20 protein-coding genes are annotated in these 23404 nt (G+C 54.1%); 1 reads left to right on the top strand and 19 read right to left on the bottom strand.

All coding sequences use genetic code 11. The features are described from left to right. Positions 1-105: 105 nt before the first annotated feature. The 9 genes from cas4 to MOST_RS14920 form a co-directional block, all read right to left on the bottom strand. Positions 106-558, bottom strand: coding sequence for a CRISPR-associated protein Cas4 (gene cas4 / locus MOST_RS14880; RefSeq protein WP_054937749.1), 453 nt, complete (start codon positions 556-558; stop codon positions 106-108). A 40-nt stretch (positions 559-598) separates the two neighbouring features. After that, positions 599-3061 carry a CRISPR-associated helicase/endonuclease Cas3 gene (locus tag MOST_RS14885; protein ID WP_054937748.1) on the bottom strand — a complete coding sequence of 821 codons (2463 nt, stop codon included), beginning with the start codon at positions 3059-3061 and terminating at the stop codon, positions 599-601. Between the two features lie 3 nt (positions 3062-3064). Next, positions 3065-3826 carry a CRISPR-associated protein Cas5 gene (gene cas5 / locus MOST_RS14890; RefSeq protein ID WP_054937747.1) on the bottom strand — a complete coding sequence of 254 codons (762 nt, stop codon included), beginning with the start codon at positions 3824-3826 and terminating at the stop codon, positions 3065-3067. Between the two features lie 21 nt (positions 3827-3847). Then, the gene (gene cas7b / locus MOST_RS14895) at positions 3848-4798 is read right to left on the bottom strand and encodes a type I-B CRISPR-associated protein Cas7/Csh2 (RefSeq protein WP_054937746.1); all 951 of its coding nucleotides are present in this window, start codon (positions 4796-4798) and stop codon (positions 3848-3850) included. A gap of 30 nt (positions 4799-4828) precedes the next feature. Further along, the gene (locus MOST_RS14900; protein WP_054937745.1) at positions 4829-6760 is read right to left on the bottom strand and encodes a TIGR02556 family CRISPR-associated protein; all 1932 of its coding nucleotides are present in this window, start codon (positions 6758-6760) and stop codon (positions 4829-4831) included. Between the two features lie 73 nt (positions 6761-6833). Then, positions 6834-7580 carry a CRISPR-associated endoribonuclease Cas6 gene (cas6, locus tag MOST_RS14905; protein ID WP_054937744.1) on the bottom strand — a complete coding sequence of 249 codons (747 nt, stop codon included), beginning with the start codon at positions 7578-7580 and terminating at the stop codon, positions 6834-6836. A 425-nt stretch (positions 7581-8005) separates the two neighbouring features. Then, positions 8006-9409: a [FeFe] hydrogenase H-cluster radical SAM maturase HydG gene (gene hydG / locus MOST_RS14910; RefSeq protein ID WP_083476771.1), complete on the bottom strand. Its 1404-nt coding sequence runs from the start codon at positions 9407-9409 to the stop codon at positions 8006-8008. A gap of 198 nt (positions 9410-9607) precedes the next feature. Continuing rightward, positions 9608-10663, bottom strand: a complete 1056-nt coding sequence (gene hydE, locus MOST_RS14915; RefSeq protein WP_054937742.1) for a [FeFe] hydrogenase H-cluster radical SAM maturase HydE — start codon at positions 10661-10663, stop codon at positions 9608-9610. Between the two features lie 156 nt (positions 10664-10819). Next, positions 10820-11074 (bottom strand): TM1266 family iron-only hydrogenase system putative regulator, encoded by a 255-nt coding sequence (locus tag MOST_RS14920; RefSeq protein ID WP_054937755.1) that lies wholly within the window; start codon positions 11072-11074, stop codon positions 10820-10822. A 346-nt stretch (positions 11075-11420) separates the two neighbouring features. On the opposite strand from MOST_RS14920, the gene MOST_RS14925 reads away from it, so the two are divergent. Next, positions 11421-11810 (top strand): hypothetical protein, encoded by a 390-nt coding sequence (locus MOST_RS14925; protein ID WP_054937741.1) that lies wholly within the window; start codon positions 11421-11423, stop codon positions 11808-11810. Between the two features lie 52 nt (positions 11811-11862). Here MOST_RS14925 and MOST_RS14930 read toward each other — a convergent pair whose 3' ends face one another. The 10 genes from MOST_RS14930 to MOST_RS14980 form a co-directional block, all read right to left on the bottom strand. Then, positions 11863-12948 (bottom strand): 6-phosphofructokinase, encoded by a 1086-nt coding sequence (locus tag MOST_RS14930; protein WP_054937740.1) that lies wholly within the window; start codon positions 12946-12948, stop codon positions 11863-11865. A 103-nt stretch (positions 12949-13051) separates the two neighbouring features. Continuing rightward, the gene (locus MOST_RS14935) at positions 13052-14920 is read right to left on the bottom strand and encodes a DNA polymerase/3'-5' exonuclease PolX (RefSeq protein ID WP_054937739.1); all 1869 of its coding nucleotides are present in this window, start codon (positions 14918-14920) and stop codon (positions 13052-13054) included. Further along, complete coding sequence (locus MOST_RS14940) at positions 14917-15192, bottom strand: cell division protein ZapA (protein ID WP_054937738.1); 276 nt, start codon at positions 15190-15192, stop codon at positions 14917-14919. The genes MOST_RS14935 and MOST_RS14940 overlap by 4 nt, the downstream gene beginning before the upstream one ends. Positions 15193-15279: 87 nt before the next feature. Then, positions 15280-17691, bottom strand: coding sequence for a phenylalanine--tRNA ligase subunit beta (gene pheT, locus MOST_RS14945; RefSeq protein WP_054937737.1), 2412 nt, complete (start codon positions 17689-17691; stop codon positions 15280-15282). Between the two features lie 14 nt (positions 17692-17705). After that, positions 17706-18728 (bottom strand): phenylalanine--tRNA ligase subunit alpha, encoded by a 1023-nt coding sequence (gene pheS / locus MOST_RS14950; RefSeq protein WP_054937754.1) that lies wholly within the window; start codon positions 18726-18728, stop codon positions 17706-17708. A gap of 558 nt (positions 18729-19286) precedes the next feature. Further along, entirely contained in the window at positions 19287-19562 is a 276-nt protein-coding gene (locus MOST_RS14960; RefSeq protein ID WP_129588698.1) for a hypothetical protein, read from the bottom strand. Positions 19563-19817: 255 nt separating this feature from the next. Next, positions 19818-20390: an apolipoprotein A1/A4/E family protein gene (locus tag MOST_RS14965; RefSeq protein ID WP_161952861.1), complete on the bottom strand. Its 573-nt coding sequence runs from the start codon at positions 20388-20390 to the stop codon at positions 19818-19820. A 39-nt stretch (positions 20391-20429) separates the two neighbouring features. Further along, positions 20430-21260 (bottom strand): TrmH family RNA methyltransferase, encoded by an 831-nt coding sequence (locus MOST_RS14970; protein ID WP_054937734.1) that lies wholly within the window; start codon positions 21258-21260, stop codon positions 20430-20432. A 147-nt stretch (positions 21261-21407) separates the two neighbouring features. Then, positions 21408-22055, bottom strand: a complete 648-nt coding sequence (locus MOST_RS14975; protein ID WP_054937753.1) for a potassium channel family protein — start codon at positions 22053-22055, stop codon at positions 21408-21410. Positions 22056-22068: 13 nt separating this feature from the next. Continuing rightward, positions 22069-23361 carry a TrkH family potassium uptake protein gene (locus tag MOST_RS14980; RefSeq protein WP_054937733.1) on the bottom strand — a complete coding sequence of 431 codons (1293 nt, stop codon included), beginning with the start codon at positions 23359-23361 and terminating at the stop codon, positions 22069-22071. Between the last annotated feature and the right edge of the window lie 43 nt (positions 23362-23404).

Here is a 23404-nt window from a genome sequence, read left to right on the forward strand (position 1 = left end):
CAGACTTTTCTTCTTTAAGGATTTCCAGCACAACTTTGGCTTTAAAATCTGTTGGATATTTCTTTCGTACACTCATTTGACGCTTAGGACCCCCTGTTTTTGTGTCTAGTTTTCTGGGTCCATTATAGTATAAACCGTTTCCGCGATCTCTTGTTTTAACTTTATTATCCTTGCCTCTGTCGCCTCGTCTAAAAATACGTGTTCCTTTTCCCTTTCTTCTGGAAAGAGTAACTCCCCTTCGGACTCAATCCCCATTTCCTTTAACTCGTACAGGTAAAAGGCCAACTGAAGCCGGGCAGCCTCACGCGCCCGGGACGATTTTTTTACTTCACCGACTACTAAACTCTTGTTACTTTTTCGAAGTACGTCTATTTTTAAGTGACCTATGTATATCTCTTTCCTATCCCGTTCATAGGCCTGCTCCTGTACCAGGCGTCCTATTTCCAAATACACATTATCCTGGTCAGGTGTCACGTGCCGGGCCATAAGCCACGCCTGGCGCGGACAGATCATATAAGATTGTACTAAGGTACCGGTTATCTTGCCTTCTTTTTCCATGCTTTAAACTCCACCATATAGCTTTATGGCTAAATGTTTTTCACAGTATAATAGGATCATCGTCGCGCTGCCGCCGGAAACCAGTCTCCCGTTCATAGTACTGCTCCAAGATATCACAGCTCAGGTACAAGGGTCTAGTGGCACTGTCCAGCCCCAAAGCCAGCTTGGCCGGGACAGAAACAATCCGTTCGTAAAAATCTCTCTTAATGCTCAGGAAGTTATGCCTCCGCCGTAGCAGATCTTTCTCTTTCAAAACAAACTCCTGGTAAAACTGCCATATCTCCCGGGCACGCTCATCCAGTTCTACAAAAACATCTACATACGAAGGCAATTCCTGGATAAGTTTAAATTCAGATACTGCTATCCTGCTTTCATTGTTCAAGTCGCTGAAATATAAATCCTCCATGGCTGCAATTATTTTTGCCGCCTCGTCTTTGCTCTTTTTCTCCTCCACAATCCGGAAAAATTCTTCCACGAGATCAAAAAAATCTTTTTCCGTGAATTCGCTGTACTGCTCAAAAATCTTCCGGATGACGTGGCAATGAATAGCCCCATATACCCTATTAGCCAGGGTATGCCCCTCTTCATCTACCAGGTGGAGTACGCATACTAGTCCGCCACGCTTATGGCCGTGCCGGTTACAGCGCCCTGCCGCCTGTATGATGGAATCAACAGGGGAGAGATCGCGCCATACAATATCAAAATCAAGATCCACACCAGCTTCTACTACCTGAGTTGACACGACTACGGGCTTGTGCCCAGAAGATAGGGCTTGATTGATCTCCTCGACCCGTTTTTTTCGTTCCAAGGGTACAACGTTGGTGGAAAGATAAAACATCAACGGCCTGTACCCTTGTTCCCGCAAAAACTGCTTTATGCACTGGTAAAGCTCCAGGGAAGAGTTAATGGTATTTACTATAAGCAAATAAGAACGTGAAGGGTCATACTGGCGAGCAAATTCAGTTGCCACCTCTACTACCCGTTTAGGACGTAAATCTACCTGGACCTGCACCCGGTTCAGCCGGTTAAAAAATTTCCTGACCAACTCTTCATCGCCCACCAGTTCTCTGGCCTCGCCGTACTTGAATAGCAAGGGCTTAGTAGCTGTCATCAAAATGATGTAAGCCCCAAAGTATTCAGCTAGTCCCTTTAGCACCTCCCGCACTAGCTCCCAGTACTCCACCGGTATGTTCTGGACTTCATCCATAATAACTATGGAGCCTAATAGTTTGTTCGATTTTTTTAACATGCGATTTTGAAAGCCTATAAGGGAATGTAATAGCTGCACAAAGGTAGTTACAATTATCTCGCTCTGCCAGCTCTCTATAAGCAATAAAGATTCCTCCAGGCTAAATTCTTCCCCCGCCTTTTCCCCTTCCAGCTTATAAATGGTGTCGGCCAGGTAATGGTGCTTGAGGAGGTAACTGCTTTCCTTAGCAGCGAAGTCCTTGAGGGATGCTCGCAGGACATCGCCAAAAACTGTAAAAGTCTGGTCAATTATATTGGTAAAAGAAAGGGCATAAATAATCCTCGCGCTATAACCCTTTTCCCTGTGCAAGCGCTCCCTCAACCGGAGGGCGGCGCTCAAGGAGGTCAGCGTCTTCCCCGCACCTGTGGGAGCCGTGAGGGTAAACAAATGCTGATCTAAAGAAACACGGGTGATGGTATTAGTTACTTTCTGGTAAATCTCTTCCCGTAGCGAATTTATGTCATCGCTGGAGGAGGCAGCAAACTTTTTCTCTTTAAAACTATCCACAGCCCCGGGAGGTAGCCAGCAACGGGGAACAGCCCCTACTCCCCCAGCTTCCCTCTTGTCGGCATCTATCAGGGCCGAGTACAGGGCCAGCAGGAGGAAATAGGCCTTTCTCCTGGTAAAGCCATCCGCCTGTTTGAAGCGCCGGTGCAGCCGGTAAAGCTGGGCATATATTCCCCGCCAGCTAGAGCAAAACGTCTCCAGTAGGTCGGGAGAAAAAAAGTTAAAGGGTTCCTGGGCATTAACCAGGCTGGTAATAATATCTTCGCGCCGAGCAAACAGGTCAGCGACCTGTTCCTCGACTAGTTGCAACTTATACCTTAAGGACGGCTGGACTTCCGTAAGCTCAGGCTCTTCTAAATCGCCAGGTCTGACCAGGTGTCTTTCCAGGTTATCTAAGTTGGCATGATGCCGTGTAATCGCCATAAAACATAGAAGGGGTGCAAAGGCTAAGGTGGCTTCTAAGGTGGTTTCCTCTTTTTTTAGTAGCGTTGTTACCAGGTAACTTCCCCAAAGGCCTGAAATAAAGGCGTGGTGATGTTTGTCACCATCCCTAACCTTTTCCAGGAGGTACCTTTGAAAAAAGGTAGTATATTTGCCAAAGTCGTGGGTAAATCCCGTTACAGCGGCAAGCATATGCAGGACATCCCGTCCTGGCCCCGGGATGTCCTGTAGGCATTGCTGCATTTCCATGGCCACTTCCCTTAAATGCAGGTCCAGCGGTTTACCGGGGTGGGAGTAAAACTCCATTACCTATACCTCCAGGAAACTCACAACCTCTTCCTCTCCCGCCCGATAGCGCAGGGAATATACAGGGACTTTAAATATACCGCGCATTTTCTTTTGGTTCTTTTCGTAAATTATGGAAACTGGCGGCCGCAGTTCCCGGCCAGGGCCAAAGCTTTGGGGAGCTTTTTCTCTTATATACTGGAGGTCACCGCCCTCACCAGTAAAATTCAACCGCTCTATGGCCTGAGCATTGCATACTGTCACCACTTCGACCTCCCTCCCCGGCTGCACCTCCTGGATACTCTTTTCACTCACCAAATCTACCAGAATTGGCTTCGCTATGAATTCGCTTAGCCCCAGGTAAAGGGGATAGCGGCTTTTCCCTTCTTCCAGACTTGCTGCCAGCTTTCCTGTAATCTCCTTATCTGCGTGGTAAAAATATACGCGGTAGCGCAAGCTGGTAAATTCCTGGGCAGGCAGGAGTATCTCCATGGGGATCTGGGTGCCTCCTCCGCTGCCGTTGACTTCATTGATGTTTGTGGTCCGTATATAATTTACCGTCTGAATGGTCTTCCGCACCGGCGCCTTGATGGCCGCAGCCAAGCGAGCCTTAACGGGCGACAGTAAGTCGTAATAGGAATCCCGCTCCCACCCCAGGATAGCAGCGACTATCCCCATCAAGGCTGTTCTGGGGGGAAAAGCATAGGAGAGGGAGGAGGAATTGGTATAAAATTTACGGAAATGCGCCATGGGACCGGTCAGGTCGAAAACCACTATGTCCTGCATAAGCCGTCGTTCCTTCCTGTTTCAGGCCTGCAATACCTGAACTCTGCCCTTACCTATCACTCCTTCTAACCACAAAGGAAGTCTCACTTCTTGTCCCTGGTACAGCGTGCAGAGGTGTTCGTGCTGCCAGCAATATACCCGAGCGACCCAGGGAGCTATGCTTTTTAAGCAGTCAGCCATTCCATCCAGACGCAGCTTCACATCGCTAATTTCCCTTAAACCCGTAGTCTCCTCCAGGCTTAAATATTCACGCAGGTCTCCACAGAAGGTATCGGCATCCTTGTATTCCAGGCGGAGGTAAAGCCGCGGGTACTGGCCGATCTTGCTCCTGGTAGCCAGCAACGGGATGGCCTTGAGGAGGGCTTCATCCAGCAAAGCAATATCGGCTTCGGTCAAACCCGTCTTCTCCGCCCGGCGGGCGCTTATAATGCCATGAAAGGCAATAAGGGAATAATATACCCGGTAATCTTTACCTATGGTGCCCTGCTCCTTACCGCTTTCGGCAGCAAGCTGGGAAGTAATGCTTACGGAATCCACCAGTGTAGCGCGGTTAAGGGAGTATCCCCAGTTGAACTGCACCGGCCCTATGAAAGTCAGGGAAGAACCTGTTCTGCCGCCATCGGCTTTGATGGGCATAGTAGCACCGAAGAGCCGCACGTCTATAAGCTTCTCCAATAAGGCCGGTATGTCCTCCTGTCCTACTTTATTCTTGCCCAGAATAACTTTGAGGCGTTCGGTGGCGTTAACCACGCCCTCAGCCTTGGTAATATAAATTTGCTGTTCCTTATCTTTAAACTTATCCTGTAAGTAATCCCTTATGTACCGCTTGAGGCGGACATCGCTTACCAGATTGCGTTCCCGTTCATAATCCATACGAGGGCGGTTTTCATCGTCGGGATCCCCGTTAGGATTGCACATCTTGGCATCGTAGATGTAAAGGATTTCCCTGTTATTTTTTACTAATTCGGCCATTTAAGCACATACCTCCTTGGCAAGATGGTTTTATGCCTGTTCTTCTTTGCCCTTGTATGAGGCAGCCCGGCGCACGCCATAGGAATAACCCGACAGGAGATAGAAAACATTTTCTTCCGGGGAAAGAGGCCAGCTGTTCACGTACTGGTCCATAACTTTTTTCATTTCAGCATACAGCCGCTCATTAAAAGTGAGAATCTTGTACTGGTGCAGCAAATTGAAAACCACATTGGCCAAATGCTGGAGGCGAGCTAGGCTCATACCCTGATAATTGATCTTTTCCAGGACCGGCTTATTCTCATGGCCATGCTGGGCCTGGCTCCAGCCCACCTGCTCGATCAAATACCCCAGCAAGAACATAGCTGCTTGCGCCCCGTTATATCCCATTTCCTGCAAGAATGATTTCATATTCTGGTCCACGTTAAGCTGCTGAAAATCCTCACTCACACCCGTCACCCCCTTTAATTGGCCTAATTTACGCAACAGGTACAGGAAAAGGTTGGCTTGCAGTACCGCCATGGCCATACTATATTCCACATACTTCTCATCCTTCACCCTGATATTACTGTTCGAGAAACGCCGCAGCTGATAAATAGCAATTAGCTCGGTAAACTGATTGATGAGGAAGGCATAATCAAACTGCCTCTCGCTGATCAAGGAATCGTAGATGTCCAGTATTTTCTTGTATTCGTTTACGTCACCGGTCTTCAAAGGTATTAAGTAATAGATCTTGTGCAAATCAATAACCCATTCCCTGCTTTCACCCCCCAGTAAGCCTTTACCGACATCGCTAACCTTGTTTATGCTTCTTACAAGCTTCTTAATACGCGTGGGAGAAACATCCTTGATCAAACGCAATACTTTAAATTCGCTTCGACCGGCGGGCTTGTGATAAAATAACAGGTTGAGTATAGCCTTATTGTCCAAAGGACCTTCCTCTAAGAACTCGTCCAGTTCCTTTTCCAGTTCGTAAAGGCTCTTAAGATTATTGGCCACCTTAATAGTATTGATCACGTAGGCAGCCCAATCTTCCAAATCCTTTTTAGCCGGTAAGGCTTCAAAAAGAAAGCCTGGAATGACATAACAATTAAAGTTCCCTATTTGGGTGTTGAGCCAATTTTTGACGAACTTTTCGGCAGCCAGAAGATTGCTGTAGCAACTCGCACAAAGGGTAAGGTTATGGTAGAAACCTTTTTCTGTCACCCCCGAAGCAAAGCTAATTTTGTCAAGTATGTAATACTTAAATTCTAGCTCCTTGAATACATCTATTGCTACTTGGCCCGGCAAGCCGCAACTGGAACAACAACCGGAGATAGTTTCCTCTAAAGCATCCTCAATCTTAATGCGGTAAACAAGGTCTCTATACTCCGGGTGGCTGCTTAAAGGTACTCCATCCACACTCACCACCCACAGAGCAATCTCGTCCTTACTCAAGCCCCAATTTTTCCTGATCCAGGCTTCCACCGCGTCTGTTAATTTCTTGAGAAAGTTTTTTGAATTCCCCTTAACCTGTTCCAGGAGCCCTGTCATGGAAAAGCCCTCTCCCGCCAGGCCAAAACCCTCAACATCCAGGACCTTCATACCACCCGGCATATCCCGGTAAAAGTGGGCTAAGACCTTCTCCACCTGGGCCCTTAAGGAGCTCCCTTCCGGCAACTCTCTGGCTATATTGGGTAAGGTCTGGGATAAAAGATAGATTAAGGAAGAAGTAGCAGCCGATCTTTGCGGTTTATTACCCTTGGCATTACCGATCCAGAGATATTTCTTAGGAGTTTCTTTTTCCTTAACCTCCTCCACTTCTACGTTAATCTTGTCAGCCCTGGTATCAAAATCTAGCAAAATTACCTTTCTGGTTTGGCCTTTACGGGTTCGACTGGGCAAGGGCTCCAGTATATTAGCTAAGAATTCCTCCCCTCCTGTACCGGCCAGCGCCTTACCCAGCTCGGACATGGCCTCCAGCATTCTTTCCGCCCCCCATTGTTCTGGAATAATTAGTTATTGCTCCTGGGCCGATTTAGCATACAGCAAATCATTTCTATGAAGGTCGCGAGTATTCGCAGCATCCAAATCCCTGGGAATTCTTGGAACCAAGCCCGGCATTAAGGGCCACCTCTAAAAGCTGGGGGTCGCCTCGGAGGCGATAAGTACCCATCCACCCTTTAATTACCGTGCCTTTGTATTTAACTACTTTAAAATCCTTTTCCCTAACCCCGGCTGGCGCAATGCTAAAATCGCGCGTGTCACCCGGCCGGCCAAATATTAACAGGTATTTTTTAGCCAAGTTGGCCAAAACGAGCTCGCAAAAACGCGGCTCAAAAGGCGAATAGTAATAAGTGTAACGGCCAGCAGACCTCTCCAGAGTGCTGTATACCACCACGGGGGAAAGCATTTGAACCAGGATCTCCCTTTCCCGTACCACGGTATCGATTACTTCCACCCGTTCCACTTCCAGCAGGGCATCCCCTAGCCTGACCCGTCCCTGTTTCAAAAAGCCGTTACCCATTTCCTGCACTACAAAGGAGATGGGGGAGCAAACCGTAAACTTTACTGGCGGAGAAAAAATCATTTTCTGGCCAGCTCTATCGACCCGTAACCGCCCGTGAAGGCGAGAGAAAGTAAAAAGCTTGAACTTCCGCCGGCCTAATTCAAAGCCCTGTTCATGCAAGAAACTCCTCAAGGCCGGTTGCTCTATCTGGTGATAAAGGGTTGCTTGAAGAAGGTGATTGTATTCTACAGGCAATATGAAATCACCGGCTGCGTTAAAGGTAACAGTTAAGCGCATAGATACACTCCCTCTGCCTCGCCGGTAGCAGTACGTCATAGAAATAATGCTAGCGCACCTGCCTAGCACCTATTATAAAAACCTGAACCGTCAAATATTGACGGGGATAAGTGTGCCAAATAAATATTTTTCAAATTTCGGGATGCTGCCGGTTTTTCTTGGTATGTTTCATTTTATCATGCCTTTAAGTTCTAGGATGGCCAAGACGATTGACTACCAATTTCTTTAGTAGGAGATTACTACTGTATAACAGTGGTAAGGCAGTAATTCGACACCAAGGGAAAAAATTCCTGCTGCGTTACCGGGGAGTATGATTAAAGTTTGGGGCTTGTTTAATCCCAAGGTTACCAGTTGAGCAAGGGATAAATAAATAACCCCCACTCCTGCCCAGTGGGGGGTACAGTATGAGGTCCGGGAGGCTGCAATTAAAAATACAAATCCCTTTTGCCGGCGGCAATGCGCTCCAGGCGGCGTTCGGTTTCGGCCCGGATGGCCGGGCTGGGTATCTGGGCCAGGTGTTCCCTGATAGCAGCTTCCCCTGCTTCCCGGGTAGCCGGGCTGGCGTAGTCCAGCAGGTATTCTTTAAAGGTTAGGATGGCGTTGGGCTGGCATACATGCTGGATCTCGCCGGTTTTGGCCAGGGCCATGAAGCGGTCGCCGGTGCGGCCGCGGCGGTAACAGGCCGTACAGTAGCTGGGGAGATAGCCCCGCTGGCACAGATCACGGATTACTTCATCTGGGTGGCGGTGGTCGCCGATTTCAAACTGGGGCACGTCGTCGCTGTTTTCAGTATAATGGCGGCCGTAACCGCCGACACCGGTGCAGGAGCCGGCGCTGAGCTGGGAAATCCCCAGGGCCAGGAGTTCAGCCCGGAGCTCCGGCGTCTCGCGCGTGGAAACGATCATGCCGGTATAGGGCACGGCCAGGCGGATGATGGCTACCAGCTTCTTGAAATCGTCGTCGTTAACTAGATATGGGAAATTTTCCAGGTTAATGCCATACGCCGGCCGCAGGCGTGGTACGGAGATGGTATGGGGCCCGACGCCGAAGGTTTGCTCCAGATGGCGGGCATGGTAGAGCAGGCCCATCACCTCAAATTTATAATCGTAGAGGCCGAAGAGGACCCCCAGGCCAACGTCGTCGATGCCACCCTCCATGGCCCGGTCCATGGCCGTGGTGTGCCAGTCGTAGTCCGCTTTAGGGCCGCCGGGGTGCATGTAGGCGTAAGTCGGCCGGTGGTAGGTTTCCTGGAAAAGAATGTAGGTGCCGATGCCGGCTTCTTTAAGCTGACGGTAAGCATCCACAGTGGTGGCGGCAATGTTGACGTTCACCCGGCGGATATTACCATTGGCCTCGGTAATGTGATAGACGCGGTTGATAACGTCCAGAACGTAGTCCAGGGGGCAGTGGACGGGGTCTTCCCCGGCTTCCAGGGCCAGGCGTTTATGCCCCAGGGACTCTAAAATGCGTACCTCCCGCTCCAGTTCCGCCGGTTCCAGGCGGCGGCGTTCAAATTTGTTTTCCCGCCGGTAGCCGCAGTAGCGGCAGTTATTAACACAGTAGTCGCTGAAGTAGAGGGGGGCAAAAAGGACCATGCGCCGGCCGTAGATCTTCTCTTTTATTTCCCGGGCGGCGGCAAACATCTGCCGGCGCACGCCCGTGTCGTCGTTCTGGAGCAAAACGGCCACCTCGTAGGGCTCCAGGCCCTTTGCTTCCCGGGCCTTTGCAACGATGCGGGCAGCTTCATCCCTGGTGGCCCGTTTGGCTTCTTCCAGGTAACCTTCTATCTCTTCATGATTGATAAAGTCGGCATGATAACCGCTTTGCATGGAAATTGCCTCCATCCAGTTTAATAATACTTAAGCCTGTATCCGGGTTCTCTCCGCTTTCTCTCCGCTTTCACTCCGTTTTATAGACTTTTGTTAAATAAAGTACTACTTAAATAAAAATCCCAACTAGAAAGGAGAAAACGGTGGAAGAGCTCAGGGGGAAAGGTTAATAAAATAGCCCTGCGATCTTCATACCATTCACTGGACCGGTAACGGCTTCAACGTGTGTCCCGGTCCCCGCCCCAGCCGCCGCCCTAAAGCGCGTACCATACCCTCCAGGCAGTGGCGGCAATCTTCCGGGCCTTCGTTGACGCAAATCTTATTGGGGTAGATCTGGTAATCAGCCCGGTAGCGGGTCGGGGTCAGGTTAGGCATGATGACGTTCGCCCCCCGCTGCAGGGCCAGCTGGCGGCCTGTGGGTGACAGGGTCCCCACCGCCGTGGTGGCCGGCAGGTGGGCATAGGGGATGACCAGCCGGGCGGTAGCCACCACCCGGTAGGTCAGGTCTAAGCTCCCCGCCGGTTCCCCGCCCAGGGGCGTTGCCGGGTGGGGGATAAAGGGGCCCAAACCTGCCATTTCCACGTCCAGCTGCCGCAGGAGAATTAAATCATCGGCCAGGTCGGCCAGGGTCTGGCCCGGCAGGCCGATGATGTTGCCGGAACCCACCTGGTAACCAAGTTCCCGCAGCCACTGGAGGCACCGGAGGCGTTCCTGCCAGCTCATACCGGGGTGGAGGCGGGCGTAGAGATCGGCGTTGGCCGTCTCATGCTTTAAAAGGTAGCGGTCGGCCCCGGCCTCCCGCCACATGGCATATTCATCCCTGGTCCTCTCCCCGACGCATAAGGTTACGGCTACTCCCAGCTTTTTTATTTCCCTTATTATCTCAGCCAGCATCGGGCCTGTATACCAGGGGTCTTCCCCCGACTGGAGGACGATGGTGCCATAACCCAGTTCCGCCCCCCGCCTGGCCGCAGCGACAATATCTTCCGGCATCAAGCGGTATCGCTGTAACTTTGCGTTATCAGCCCGCAGGCCGCAGTAACAACAGTGGCGGCGACAGTAATTAGAAAACTCGATAACGCCGCGCAGGTGGACCTCGTCCCCGGCCACCCGGGCGCGAACGCTGTCAGCCAGCCGGTAGAGGGCCACTTCTTCGGCGCCTTGAGCCGCGGCCAGCAAATTTATAATGTCTTCCCTGGTGAGTTCTTCCCCGGCAGCCGCTCTTTCTAAACTGGCGGCAAATTCCGTTCGCACAGCCTACCTCTCCTCCACCGTCATTGATATGGAACCCATTCTCAAAGCCGCAGGTCCGGCTAAAACCTGCTTGATAAACCCGGCGCGCCCATTCCTCCTCTTTAACCTTCAGAGGGAGACAGCATGCCGCCTAAGCCGGATACCCGGGCGCACCCGTTACTTCTCTTTCCCCGTCAGGGCCGCCCGCACTTTCACCCCGGGAAGGCTACCCAACTTCCCCGTCAGGGCGCCGATGGTATCGGTGGTGCCGTCGACAATCAAAGCTATAACGGCCACGCCCCGCTCCCGGTAGGGAATACCCATGCGGCCGACGATACAGTGACCGTAATCGCTTAAAATAGCATTGACCCTGGCAGCAATATGTTCGCGATCTTCGATTACTATGCCCACAACTCCCAGGCGGTTTTCCACCGTCATACTCCTTCCCCAAACAAGGCTGCACCTGAAAGTTCCCAATGCATCTAAACCAAAAAACGCCTGCCAGCCTGAATAATCTGCCGGCAAGCGTTAAAAATTAACCCTCATGCCAATTTCCCCTCCCTTGAGGTTCAGGTTGCCCCTTGCCGCAGGATTAGCTTTTACACCCTCCCGCACCGGCGTTTTAAACCCGTACGGTCAGGTTTGTTCTAGATCTATTTTGCACGATTAGCAACAAAATTGCAAGTTAATTTTTCAGCCCGGACCTGGAAGGAATTTTTTACCCGGCGGAGAACTTATATCCTTTAAAAGATAACCCTGAGAAAGGAAAGTGGATTATATGGAAGAAATCTTAAAACAGATCCTTCAGGGACAGGAAGAAATCAAAAAGACATTACAACAGCATACCGAAACTCTGCAGCAGCATACTGAAATTCTGCAGCAGCATACTGAAACTCTGCAGCAGCATACTGAAATTCTGCAGCAGCACAGCAAACAGTTAGACTATCTGGAACAAAGAATGATTAAAATCGAAAACCGCCTGGATAACGAACTACTGCCGAAAATCAACGTCCTGTTTGACGCTTTTGAGCTGCGGGGGGACGAGATTGCCAAACTCCAAAAACACCTGGATGAACGGCTCGATATAATCGCCCTGGATGTTAATTACCTGCTGGGCAAAACCGCCCGCCAGGAAACTGCTATCATGGAATTAAGACGGGCTAAGTAAAGGAAATAGCCGGAACAAAAAAAAGAAGACCGGGCTGTCGACGAAAATGCCGTTAATCATCTCCAAAGCTGATTCCTATAGTCCGGGCGGTGGCCAGGAGCTGGTGATCTAAAGGTATGGTCCTGGGTTTGCCGACAGCTTCTTCCAGGGTAACATAAGAAATGGTGTTGCCCTGCAGGCAGACCATGACCCCGTGGATACCTTTGACGGCCAGCTCTGCTGCCGCCACGCCAAAGCGGGTGGCCAGTACCCGGTCGTAGGACGACGGCGAACCACCCCGCTGGATATGGCCCAGGACGGTCACCCGGGTTTCAATGCCGCTCTTTTCTTCGATTAACTTCCCTACCAGCTGGCCGATGCCGCCCAGGCGCACCCTCTCCACGCTGCCTTCCACCCGGCGCTGGACCACCAATTCGCCCTCCGGCGACTTGACCCCCTCGGCGACAACAACGATGCTGAAAGGTTTACCCTCGGCCCGGCGGGCTTCTATTTTTTTCAACACCCCTTCTATACGCCAGGGGATTTCCGGTATCAGGATAACATCGGCCCCGCCGGCCAGCCCGCTGTACAAGGCAATCCAGCCGGCATAGCGGCCCATGAGTTCCAGGACCATGACCCGGTGGTGGGATTCGGCCGTGGTATGCAGCTTATCCAGGGCCTCGGTTGCCGTCCTAACCGCCGTGTCAAAGCCGAAGGTCTGGTCAGTGGCCGCCAGGTCGTTGTCGATAGTTTTGGGAATACCGATTACCCGCGCCCCCTTGGCCTTGAAATCCCTGGCCCCGGCCAGGGTGCCGTCGCCGCCCACTACCAGCAGCACTTCGATGCCCATTTGCTCCAGGCGCGCCACGGCCTTATCCGACATATCACGGTAAATAACCTCACCGTTTTCTTTGACGGGAAAATAAAAGGGATTGCTGCGGTTATTGGTCCCCAGGATGGTGCCGCCCCGGTGGAGGAGACCCGAAATGACCGGCGGTTCTAGTTTGATATAACGCCCTTCTACCACCCCGGTATAGCCGTCCAGGAAACCAATCATTTCGTAACCATGGCTATAGGCAGTCTTCGTAGCCGCCCGGATGACGGCATTGAGGCCGGGGCAGTCGCCGCCCCCGGTAAGGATGCCTAAACGCTTGGGCAAGGTTATTGCTCCCTTCGTTTTTTATCATGTTAGCAATTCAGCGGCCTGGATGCAAGGGACAGGTATAAGTCCTAAAGAAACTGCAGGGATATGGCCGCATGTTTTATCTGTTTCGCTTTAGCCTGGCCAGCAACAGTTCCAGTTCCCAGGTGTTGACTACATTCTCCGGTTCCAGCCAGCCGCGCCGGGCGGTGAGGACGCCGTATTCCATGTCTGCCAGGCGGTTAGGGTCATGGGCGTCGGTATTAATGGCTATGGGCACGCCGTATTCTCTGGCCAGGCGGGCCGCCGTATCGTTTAAATCCAGCCGGTCGGGGCTGGCGTTGATCTCCAGGATGGTACCCGTGGCGGCGGCCAGTTCAATAATCCTGGTCACATTTACCGCGTAGGGCCGGCGCCGACCTAGCATGCGCCCGGTGGGGTGCCCCAGGATGTCCACGTAGGGGTGGCGCAGGGCCGCCTCCAGCCGGGCCATCACCTGCTCTTCTTCCTGGCGGAAGCCGGAATGGATCGAGGCGATGACCAGGTCGAATTCCTTTAAAACGTCATCTTCATAATCCAGGCGGCCGTCGGCCAGGATGTCGACTTCGATGCCGGCCAGGATGGTGATGCCTTCCAGTTCTTCATTTAGCCGGGCAATCTCCTCGCGCTGGGCCTTTAACTGCTCGACGCTCAGGCCCCTGGCCACCACCAGGGAGCGGGAGTGATCGGTAATGGCAATATACTGGTACCCCCTGGCCTGCGCCGCTGCGGCCATGGCAGCAATACTTGCCACACCGTCGCTGTAGCGGCTGTGCATGTGGAGGTCGCCGCGAATGTCCGCCAGGGTAATTAACCGCGGCAGCTCACCCCTCAGGGCGGCTTCTATTTCCCCGCGGTCCTCGCGCAACTCCGGCACAATGTAAGGCAAGCCCAGGCGCCGGTAAAAAAAGGGTTCTCCTATTTCCACTCCGTTTGGAGGGATCTGATAGCTGTAATTCACAACGAAGCTGTCATCAATGACCCCTTCCTTCCAGGGCGCAAGCTTGCCGGAGGAGATGCCGTCCCCGGCGGAAATGGCAGGCTGGTCCTCCTGGCCTGCGGCCAGGACAGCCTTCTCTTCGGCTAACCAGCGCGGGGTAACGAGGCCCAGATCAGCCACGCCTAGGCCCTGGCTGGCGGCCAGGCTTATTAGCCGCCGGCGGTGGGCCTTTGATCCCGTGGCATAAAACAGGGTAGCCGCAAAGTCCCCCGGTGGAACCAGGATGATTTCAATTTTCACGCCCAGGGTTGTCCGTAAGGAAAGGCGGTCCGGCTCGCTGGCCAGCACTTCCTTCACATGGGGGTACCGGGTCATGACGTCTGCTACCTGGTTACCGGGCTGCACGGCTACCACCAGGTCAACATCGCCCACCATTTCGCGGCCGCGGCGGACGCTGCCGGCTATGGCCACTCTTTCAACTCCCGGTATGAGGAGAATCTGGTCCCGCAAGAGCAAAGCCAGGGGCCGGGCTACCCCCAGGGGCACCTGTTCCCGTACTTCCTTTAACATTTCCACGCCCCGTAAGATAGCCAGCTCCGTCTTGCTGCCCATGCCGGGCAGGGTCCTGATGCGCTTCTCCCGCGCCGCCGTCTCCAGCTCTTCCAGGGTGGTAATACCCAGGGCCTGGTGAATCTGGCGTATAGAGCGACTGCCCAGGCCGGGGATGGCCAGCATTTCCCTCAAGCCCGGCGGTACTTCCCGCCGTAAATTCTCAAGGAAGGTAGACCGGCCCGTAGTTAACAGTTCGGCGATTTTTTTGGCCAGGTTCTTGCCCACCCCGGGGATCTCTTCCAGGGCATCCCGGGCATAAAGGGCGGCCGCCTCTTCTTCCAGGTTTTCCAGGGCCCGGGCGGCGCGGTGATAGGCGCGCACTTTAAAGGGTTCTTCCCCCTTTAATTCCAGCAAGTCGCCCATTTCCGTCAAGGCCCAGGCAAGCTCCAGGTTGGTCAACCCCGTTTTTCCTCCTGTATCAATTTTACCAGGGTATCGTAATCCTGCTGAACTTTATAGAGTTCATCGGCAATATTTAGGGCCGCCAGCACGGCAACCTTTACCGGAGGATAATGGGGGAACTTCTGGCTGACCTGGCGCATCTTTTTGTCTACATAAGATGCCAGCATCTGGATATATTCCGGCGCTTCCCCCTTGACAATATAATCCTGCCCATTGATGTTGACAGTAGTCCGGTCCTGGACAGCGATCTTCCGCTCGGCCTGGGGCAAGTTTAATCCCTCCTTCTTGCCAGGTAGTATTTTCTACCTTTTTCGCTTCCGGGCGGTAAAATCCTTCTGGCTGCAAAACAATATATTTTATTGCCGCAGGGTAGCGCCCAGGCGTTCCTCCAGGGCCTTTTGTATCCTTTCCTGGGCGGCATTGACCTCAGCATCCGTCAGGGTCCGGTCCGGCACCTGGTACACCAGGGCATAGGCCAGGCTCTTGTAACCTTCAGGGACAGGGGCACCCCGGTAGACATCAAAGAGGGTACAGCTTTTGAGCAGGTCGCCCCCGGCCTCCATGATAACTTCTTCTACTGCCGCCGCCGGGAGATTATCCGCTACCACCACCGCCAGGTCCCTTTCCACGGCCGGGAAACGGGGTAAAGGCTCGTAACCCAATTGCCTCTGGTTCAGGGTACCTGCCTGGTCCCAGTCCAGCTCGAAGACACAGGCCCTGGATGGTAGATCAAAAGCCGCCAGGACGTCCGGGTGCAGTTCGCCTAAGAATCCCAGGCTTAACTCTCCGGCCTTGATAGTTGCCGCCCGGCCGGGATGGAGGAAGGGATAAGCAGTGGCTGCTTCCCAGGTGATGGCTTTGATTCTTAACCTGGCCAGGATATTTTCCACTATGCCTTTAAGATAAAAGAAATCCATCTCATCCGCCGGCCAGTTCCAGCCGCGGCCGGTAGTCCCCATGACCAGCCCGCCCAGGCGTAAGGGCTCTACCGGTAACTGCCGGCCGGAGGGAATAAATACCCGGCCCAGTTCATAAATGGCCACCGGCAGCACCCGGCGGCTGGCATTACGGCCGGCCACCTCCAGTAAACCGGGTAAGAGGGAGGGCCGCATGATACTCTGCTCATCCCTCAGGGGGTTCTGGATTTTTACCGCTTGCCGCCAGGGGTGGCCGGGGGGTAGCTGCAGCTGGTCCAGGACTCGGGGACCGATAAAGCTGTAGGTAACGACTTCCGCCAGCCCGGCCATTGCCGCCGCCTCCCGGCCGGCTTCCTCCCAGCGCTGGGCCGGGGTCTGCTTTTCCCGGGCGGTGATATTCCCCGGCAGGGTCACCGGGATGTTATCATAGCCGTACAGCCGGGCAATTTCTTCCACCAGGTCGATTTCCCGGGTCAGGTCGCCCCGGTAGGCCGGAACAGTTACCTGGAAAGGCCCTTCCCCGCTGACTTCCAGGTGGAGGCGCTCCAGGAGTTCCTTCATGGCCGCCGGCGTAAGGGTAGTCCCCAGGAGGTAGTTTACCCGTTCCGGTCTTAAAAGTATAGTTACCGGCCGGCGCTTCCTTACATAGCAATCCAGCCGGCCCCGGGCCACACTACCGCCGGCCAGTTCTGCCATGAGCTGGGCCGCCCGGTCGGCAGTGGCGGCTGCCCCTTCCAGGTTGACACCCCGTTCAAAACGGGTCGAGGCTTCCGAGCGCAGGCCCAGCTTCCGGGAGGTACGGCGAATGGAAGCGCCGTCAAAATGAGCGGATTCTATCAGAATGTTGGTTGTCTCCGGGGTAACCTCCGTCTCCAGCCCGCCCATGACGCCGGCCACGGCCACAGGCCGGGCAGCGTCGGCAATGACCAGCATTTCCGGGTCCAGTTCCCGCTCCACATCATCCAGGGTCTTTATTTTTTCCCCTGCTTCGGCCCGGCGGACGATAATGCGGTGCTGCTGCAGGAGGTCGTAATCAAAGGCGTGTAAAGGCTGGCCCATTTCCAGCATGACAAAGTTGGTTATATCCACCACGTTATTAATCGGCCGCATGCCGGCGGCCCGCAGGCAGGCCTGGAGCCACCCGGGAGAGGGGCCGATGCGCACCCCGCTCACCAGGCGGGCCACATAACGGGCGCACAGGTCGGGAGCTTCAATTTCCACGGCCGCGAGATCCTCAATGCGCCGCTCGTCTTCCCGGACGGCAATTTCCGGCAGGCGTAAAGGTGCACCGGTAAGGGCCGCTACTTCCCGCGCGACGCCCAGGATGCTCAGGCAGTCGGACCTGTTGGGAGTAAGTTCCAGAACCAGCACGACATCATTGAGCCCCAGGACCTCAGCTGCATCAGCACCCGGGGAAGCATCCGGCGGCAGGGTAATGATCCCTTCCCGGTCGGCCGGGGAAATGAGGCTGACATCCAGCCCCAGTTCCTGGGCCGAGCAGAGCATGCCTTCGGAGGCCACACCGCGGAAGGTAGCCCGGCGTATCTCCTTCCCTGCCGGTAACCGCGCTCCCTCCAGGGCCACGGCCACCGTCTGGCCGGCGTACACATTGGGCGCCCCCGTTACCAGCTGGAGTTCCCGGCCGGCATCAACCCGGCAGATGACCAGGTGCTCAGCATTGGGGTGGGGGGCGATAGTCTTGATCCTCCCGGCCACCACCCCTTGAAAATCCGGGGCCAGGCTTTCTATGTTTTCCACCGCCAGGCCGGCCATGGTAAGTTTTTCCGCCAGCTCTTCCGGCGGCAGGTCGATGTCGACATACTGCTTCAGCCATTTATAGGGTACACGCATGTGAGGTCACTCCTTCAAAACTGCCTTAAAAAGCGCAGGTCGTTTTCATAGAAGAGGCGCAGGTCGTCAACGCCGTACTTCAGCATGGCCACCCGGTCTACCCCGAGGCCAAAGGCAAAGCCGCTCACCTCTTCCGGGTCGTAGCCGGACATGCTTAAAACCCGGGGGTGGACCATGCCGCAGCCCAGGATTTCCAGCCAGCCGCTGTGGCCACATACCCGGCAGCCGCTGCCGCCGCACATGACACAGGACATATCAACCTCGGCGCTGGGCTCGGTGAAGGGGAAGTAACTGGGCCGGAAACGCACCTGGACCTGGTCACCAAACATCTGCTTGATAAAGGCCATCAAGGTTCCCTTCAGTTCGCCAAAGGTTACCCGCTTATCCACCAGCAGGCCTTCTACCTGGAAGAACATGGGCGAGTGGGTAGCGTCATCGTCACGCCGGTAAACCTTGCCTGGCGCGATAATGCGGATGGGAACCTGGGGACGCCGGGCTTCCATGACCCGCGCCTGGACAGGGGAGGTATGGGTGCGGAGCAGGACGTCCTCGGTGATATAAAAGGAATCCTGCATATCCCGGGCCGGGTGTTCTTTAGGAAGATTCAAGGCCTCAAAGTTGTAATAATCGCTCTCCACTTCCGGGCCTTCGGCCACGTCAAAACCCAGGCCCATAAAGATGGCCTTGATTTCATTCAAGGTCTGGTACAGGGGGTGGCGGTAACCCCGGGGCACCGGCCGTCCCGGCAGGGTCACGTCGATGGCCTCCGCCCGCAGGCGCGCGGCCTGTTCCCGGCGGGAAAGGTCATCTTTAGCCTCCTGGAGGGCTTTTTCCAGCTCCTCCCGGACCTGGTTGGCCAGCTGCCCAACCCGCGGGCGCTCTTCAGGCGAGAGTTTCCCCATGCCCCTTAATACCCCGGTCAATTCTCCTTTCTTACCCAGGTACTGGATCCTGATAGCCTCCAGTTCTTCGCTGCTGGTAGCAGCCGCCACCCGGGCCAGGGCTGCCTCCCTGATGGCTGCAATAGTTTTTAGCATCTCCATCACCCCAAGCATGGCAAAATAAAAAGCCTTCGCCCCTTCGGGACGAAAGCTTAAAACTATCCTTACCACCCCAAGTCTACCGGCACCATCATGCCGTTCCCCTCTAACGGCGGGAACACCGGCACAGCCTACTTTTTCTTTTCAGCCTGCTGCTCCTGGGCGAACTTCACGCGGCCTTTCCCCAGCAGCGCTTCCAGTCAACGACGCCGCCTCCCTGTGGGTTCCGTACCGGCTACTTTGCCCATTCATGGCATTTAGACGCTTATCATGTTTTACCTATTGCGTAACCAGCCTGCGGTAAATAATGTAGGCAGCAATGGAACCGGTTTTTTCGAAAAGCCTCCAAAAGAACTCCGCCGACAGGAACACCCTATCACGACCTTTCCAGGAGCTTTTGGGGGTAACCTCAGTTAATTATAGCATAGCCCCCTGGCCGTGACAAGGCAAAAAATAAGGTTTTGAGCGCCCCAAGCCATGTCTCTCTTATTGACCATGAAGCCAGCTTTATGGCGCCCAATAGTCCATCTTAGTATCTTAGCTACCAATATTTACCTAGGCTCCTTCTTTTAAACGGAAAGCAGGAATGATTAAGCCCAGAACCACACCCGCCAATGCACCTATCCCAAGTGCCATAAAGGCGGCCGTCCAGCCAAGGGAAGAGCTGATTGAGGTAACCGCAAATGGAGCAATAACAGCACCGCTAATCCCAACCAAAATGATCAAACCGAAAAGTTTACCCGCGATTTCTGGATTTTTAAGCATATCTGTTGGCAAAGCTCCAATTGATGCATTGGTGAGGGGAACACCCCATCCGGCCAGGATCGCCATTAAAAGGAGGGGACCCGTAGCCCATTTTGGCAACTTCTGGAAAGAGGACAGTTGATACACCTGCTATAAGAAAACCCGGTATAGCCATAATATAAGCGCTCTCCAATTCTCCGACGAATAACTAGTGCCGAAAATGTGCCGGATTTTTAATGCAGGTCTAAAAGGGCTAGGTGGGTTGTAACTATAAACTTGCAAAATAAAAAGGGGGCAGGTGGAACTGCCGTCCCCTTCAAAGTTAAAACACTATCCCCCTCATCACTTGTACAGCAAAGTTGCTATGGTCCCGATAAAACCCACAACAATGGTAATTACGGCGCTGATAGCCCAGAATCTGAGGTTACCAAGCTTGTCATCCAATTTATCAATACGATTGCTTAATTTACCGTCAATAGCATCGATACGCTGACCCAACTTATGTTCAACTTCTTCGAGGCGCCGGCTCAGCTTTTGTTCTACAGCGTTAATACGCTCGCTCAGCTTTTGTTCTACAGCGTTAATACGCTCGCTCAGCTTTTGCTCTACAGCGTTAATACGCTCGCTCAGCTTTTGCTCTACAGCGTTAATACGCTCGCTCAGCTTTTGCTCTACACCGTTAATACGCTCGCTCAGCTTTTGCTCTACAGCATCAATACGCTGGCTCAGCTTTTGCTCCACCGCGCTAATGCGTTCTTCGGACTTTTGGTCCCCATCCCGGATTTCTTTCGTCAATTTTTCGTCGAGCCGGTCTATACGCTGTAAAAGAAAGAAAAACTCCGGTGAAGCCAGGGTACGTGGTGGCTCATTAGCTGCTGCTATTTCCCGCAAGCTCTCTTCCGGCATAGCGCTCACCTGCCTTCACCTCCATTCTAACCCAAAGTTTTCCTTAGATCAACGGCAAAAATCCTGCCGCTGGCGCAGGGCTTCGTACAAAAGGAGGGCCGCCGCTACGGCAGCGTTCAAGGACTCCACCGGTCCTGCCAGGGGAATGCCCACCCTGGCGGTAGCTGCCATACGCAGTTCCGGCCCCGGCCCCTGGTTCTCGCTGCCCACAGCCAGGGCCAGCGGGCCCCGTAGATCCGCCTGCCAGAAAACTAACGGGGCGCCGACATCGGCCACCACCAGCTTTAACCCGGCCGCCCGGAGCTCCCGGGCCAGAACGGCCGGCTCTACTCCACTAACCACCGGCAGCTTAAAAGTGGCGCCCATGGCCGCCCGGACTACCTTGGGGCTAAAGGGGTCAACGCTGCCGCGGGTCAGGATCAGTCCCGTGGCGCCAGCGCCCAGGGCCGTCCGCCAGATGGTGCCCAGGTTGCCCGGGTCCTGGATGGCGGCGGCAATCATAAGGAAGGGAGGGGGGAAAGGCGGTGCCGCCGCCAGGAGGGCGGCCAGGGGTTGCTCCCGGATAGGGGCGACGGCCACAATCCCCGGCGGCGTGACGGTAGTGCTGATAGCCGCCATCAAATCTCCCGTCACCGCCAGGCAGCGGTAGCCCGCCCCCTGCAGGCCGGCAACCAGCTGCTCCCCCCGGGGAGTGGCAAAAACCTGCGGACTGTACAAAACAACTTCCAGGGGTATCCCGGCCTGCAGGGCTTCCTCCAGCAGGTGAATCCCTTCAATGAGGTAAAGACCTTTTTTCTCCCGGCCGGAGCGTTCCCGGAGGGATCGGGCCAGCTTAACGTAGCGGTTGGCTGGTGAAGTAATTAGTCCGGCCTGCTTCATTGCCGTTTCCACCTTCTACGAAATGCTACCTTAACTCCTCCGGCGGCAGAACTTCACCTCTAGCCCCTGATCCGTTAACCCAGGAGTTACCTAATTAAAGCGGAGCAAAGCAGCGGAAGGATGCCGCCGTCCAGGCGCCTAGCCTGTTTAACTCTCCTGCAACCTTTCCAGGGCCTTGTTCCGGCCTACCAGTACCATGATGTCGCCTTCTTCCACCACATCGTCGGCACCGGGTGCAGCCAGGATTTTTTCGTTACGTTTTATGGCCATGACGCTGACACCGTGCTGGGCGCGTAAATTCAGTTGCCCCAAAGTCTTACCCGCCACCCTGGCCGGGGCCACAATCTCCACAATGCTGTACTCTGGCGAGAGGTCGATGTGCTCCAGGACGTTGCCAGAAGCAAGGGTATGGGCCACCCTGACCCCCATATCCCGCTCCGGGAAAACGACTTTATCCGCACCAATTTTAGCCAGGACTTTACCGTGCAGGTCGTTCAGAGCCTTGGCGACCACGCACTTGATGCCCATTTCCTTGACGATTAAAGTGACCAGGATGTTGGCCTCGACATTTTCCCCAATGGCCACAATGGCCACGTCCACATTGCGAATGCCCGCCGCCTTCAGGGCTTCCTCATCGCGGGCATCAGCCTGGATGGCCGTAGTGACCTCGTTCATGAGGGCTTCCACCTTGGCCTCGTCGCTATCAATGGCGATTACCTGGTGGCCCATGCGGGCCAGGGTGCGGGCCACGCTGGACCCGAAACGGCCCAGGCCAATGACGGCAAACTGTTTCACAGCCCTGCCTCCTTTAGCCAACAATAATCCTCTCCTCAGGATAATGTTTTATTCCCTGGCGGCCCAGGCGCTGGGCAATGGCAAAGGCCAGGGTCAGGGGGCCTACCCGGCCGGTAAACATGGTAGCGGTAATAAGCAATTTGCCAGTTGCTGTCAGTTTCGGCGTCAGCCCCATGGAAAGGCCGACGGTGCCAAAGGCTGAGGTTACTTCAAAGAGTACCATTTGCAAATCTGCCTGTTCGGTAATTAATAAAATACCAGTTACGGTAACTACCAGGAGCAGGGAAACAGCAGCAATGGCCAGGGCCTTTAAGACTGTACCCCGGGGTAACCTCCGGCCGAATGCCTCAATATCAATGTTACCCCGGATAATGGTCCAGACAGCCACGGCAATAGCAGCAAAGGTAGTTGTCTTGATACCGCCACCAGTCGACCCCGGTGAAGCACCGATAAACATCAGGATAGTGATAAAAAGCAGGGTTACCGGCCTTAAGTCGCCGATTATGAGGGTATTAAACCCGGCCGTCCGCGGCGTCACGGCCTGGAAGTATGAGGCCAGGATCTTCTCTCCTAGAGGCAAAGGCGCCAGGCTCTTCGTGTTAGTATACTCCAGGAGAAAGATAATTACTGTGGCCGTAACGATCAGCAAAAGGGTGGTACGAATGACAATCTTGCTGTGCAGGGATAGCCGCTGCCAGGAACGTTTGGTATAAATATCAGCTACGACGCTGAAACCCAGACCTCCAAAGATAATTAGCAAGGTAATAACCATGTTGACCAGTAAATCGCCCCGGTAATCAACCAGGCTCTTGGAAAAAAGATCAAAGCCAGCGTTGCAGAAAGCGGAGACGGCATGGAAGATACCAAAATAAATGGCCTGTCCCAGGGGCATCTGGCTGCTGAAACGGATACTTAAAAGCAACGCCCCCAGGCCTTCAGCAAACAGGGTAAAAATGAGGACATACTTGCTCAGGCGCACAACCCCTTCTACCGTCAGCTGGTTCATGGCTTCCTGCATGACCAGTCTTTCCTTCAGGGTGATACGCTTGCCCAGGAGCAGGGCGACCAGGGTAGATAGGGTCATAAAACCCAGGCCGCCAATTTGAATTAAAGCAAGAATAACCAGTTCACCAAATAAAGAATAAGTGGTCTGGGTATCAACTGTTACCAGGCCGGTCACGGCCGTGGCCGAGGTGGCCGTGAACAGGGCATCAATGACCGCCACTGGTTGACCGCTCTGGCTGGCAATAGGGAGGCTTAAGAGGAGCGTGCCGGTGGCGATAACCACCCCGAAGCCAAGGGCCATAATCTGAGGTGGCCGCAGGCGAAAGGGCCATTCCCGAACGATA

The sequence above is a fragment of the Neomoorella stamsii genome (assembly GCF_002995805.1).
GTDB lineage: Bacteria > Bacillota > DSM-521 > Neomoorellales > Neomoorellaceae > Neomoorella > Neomoorella stamsii.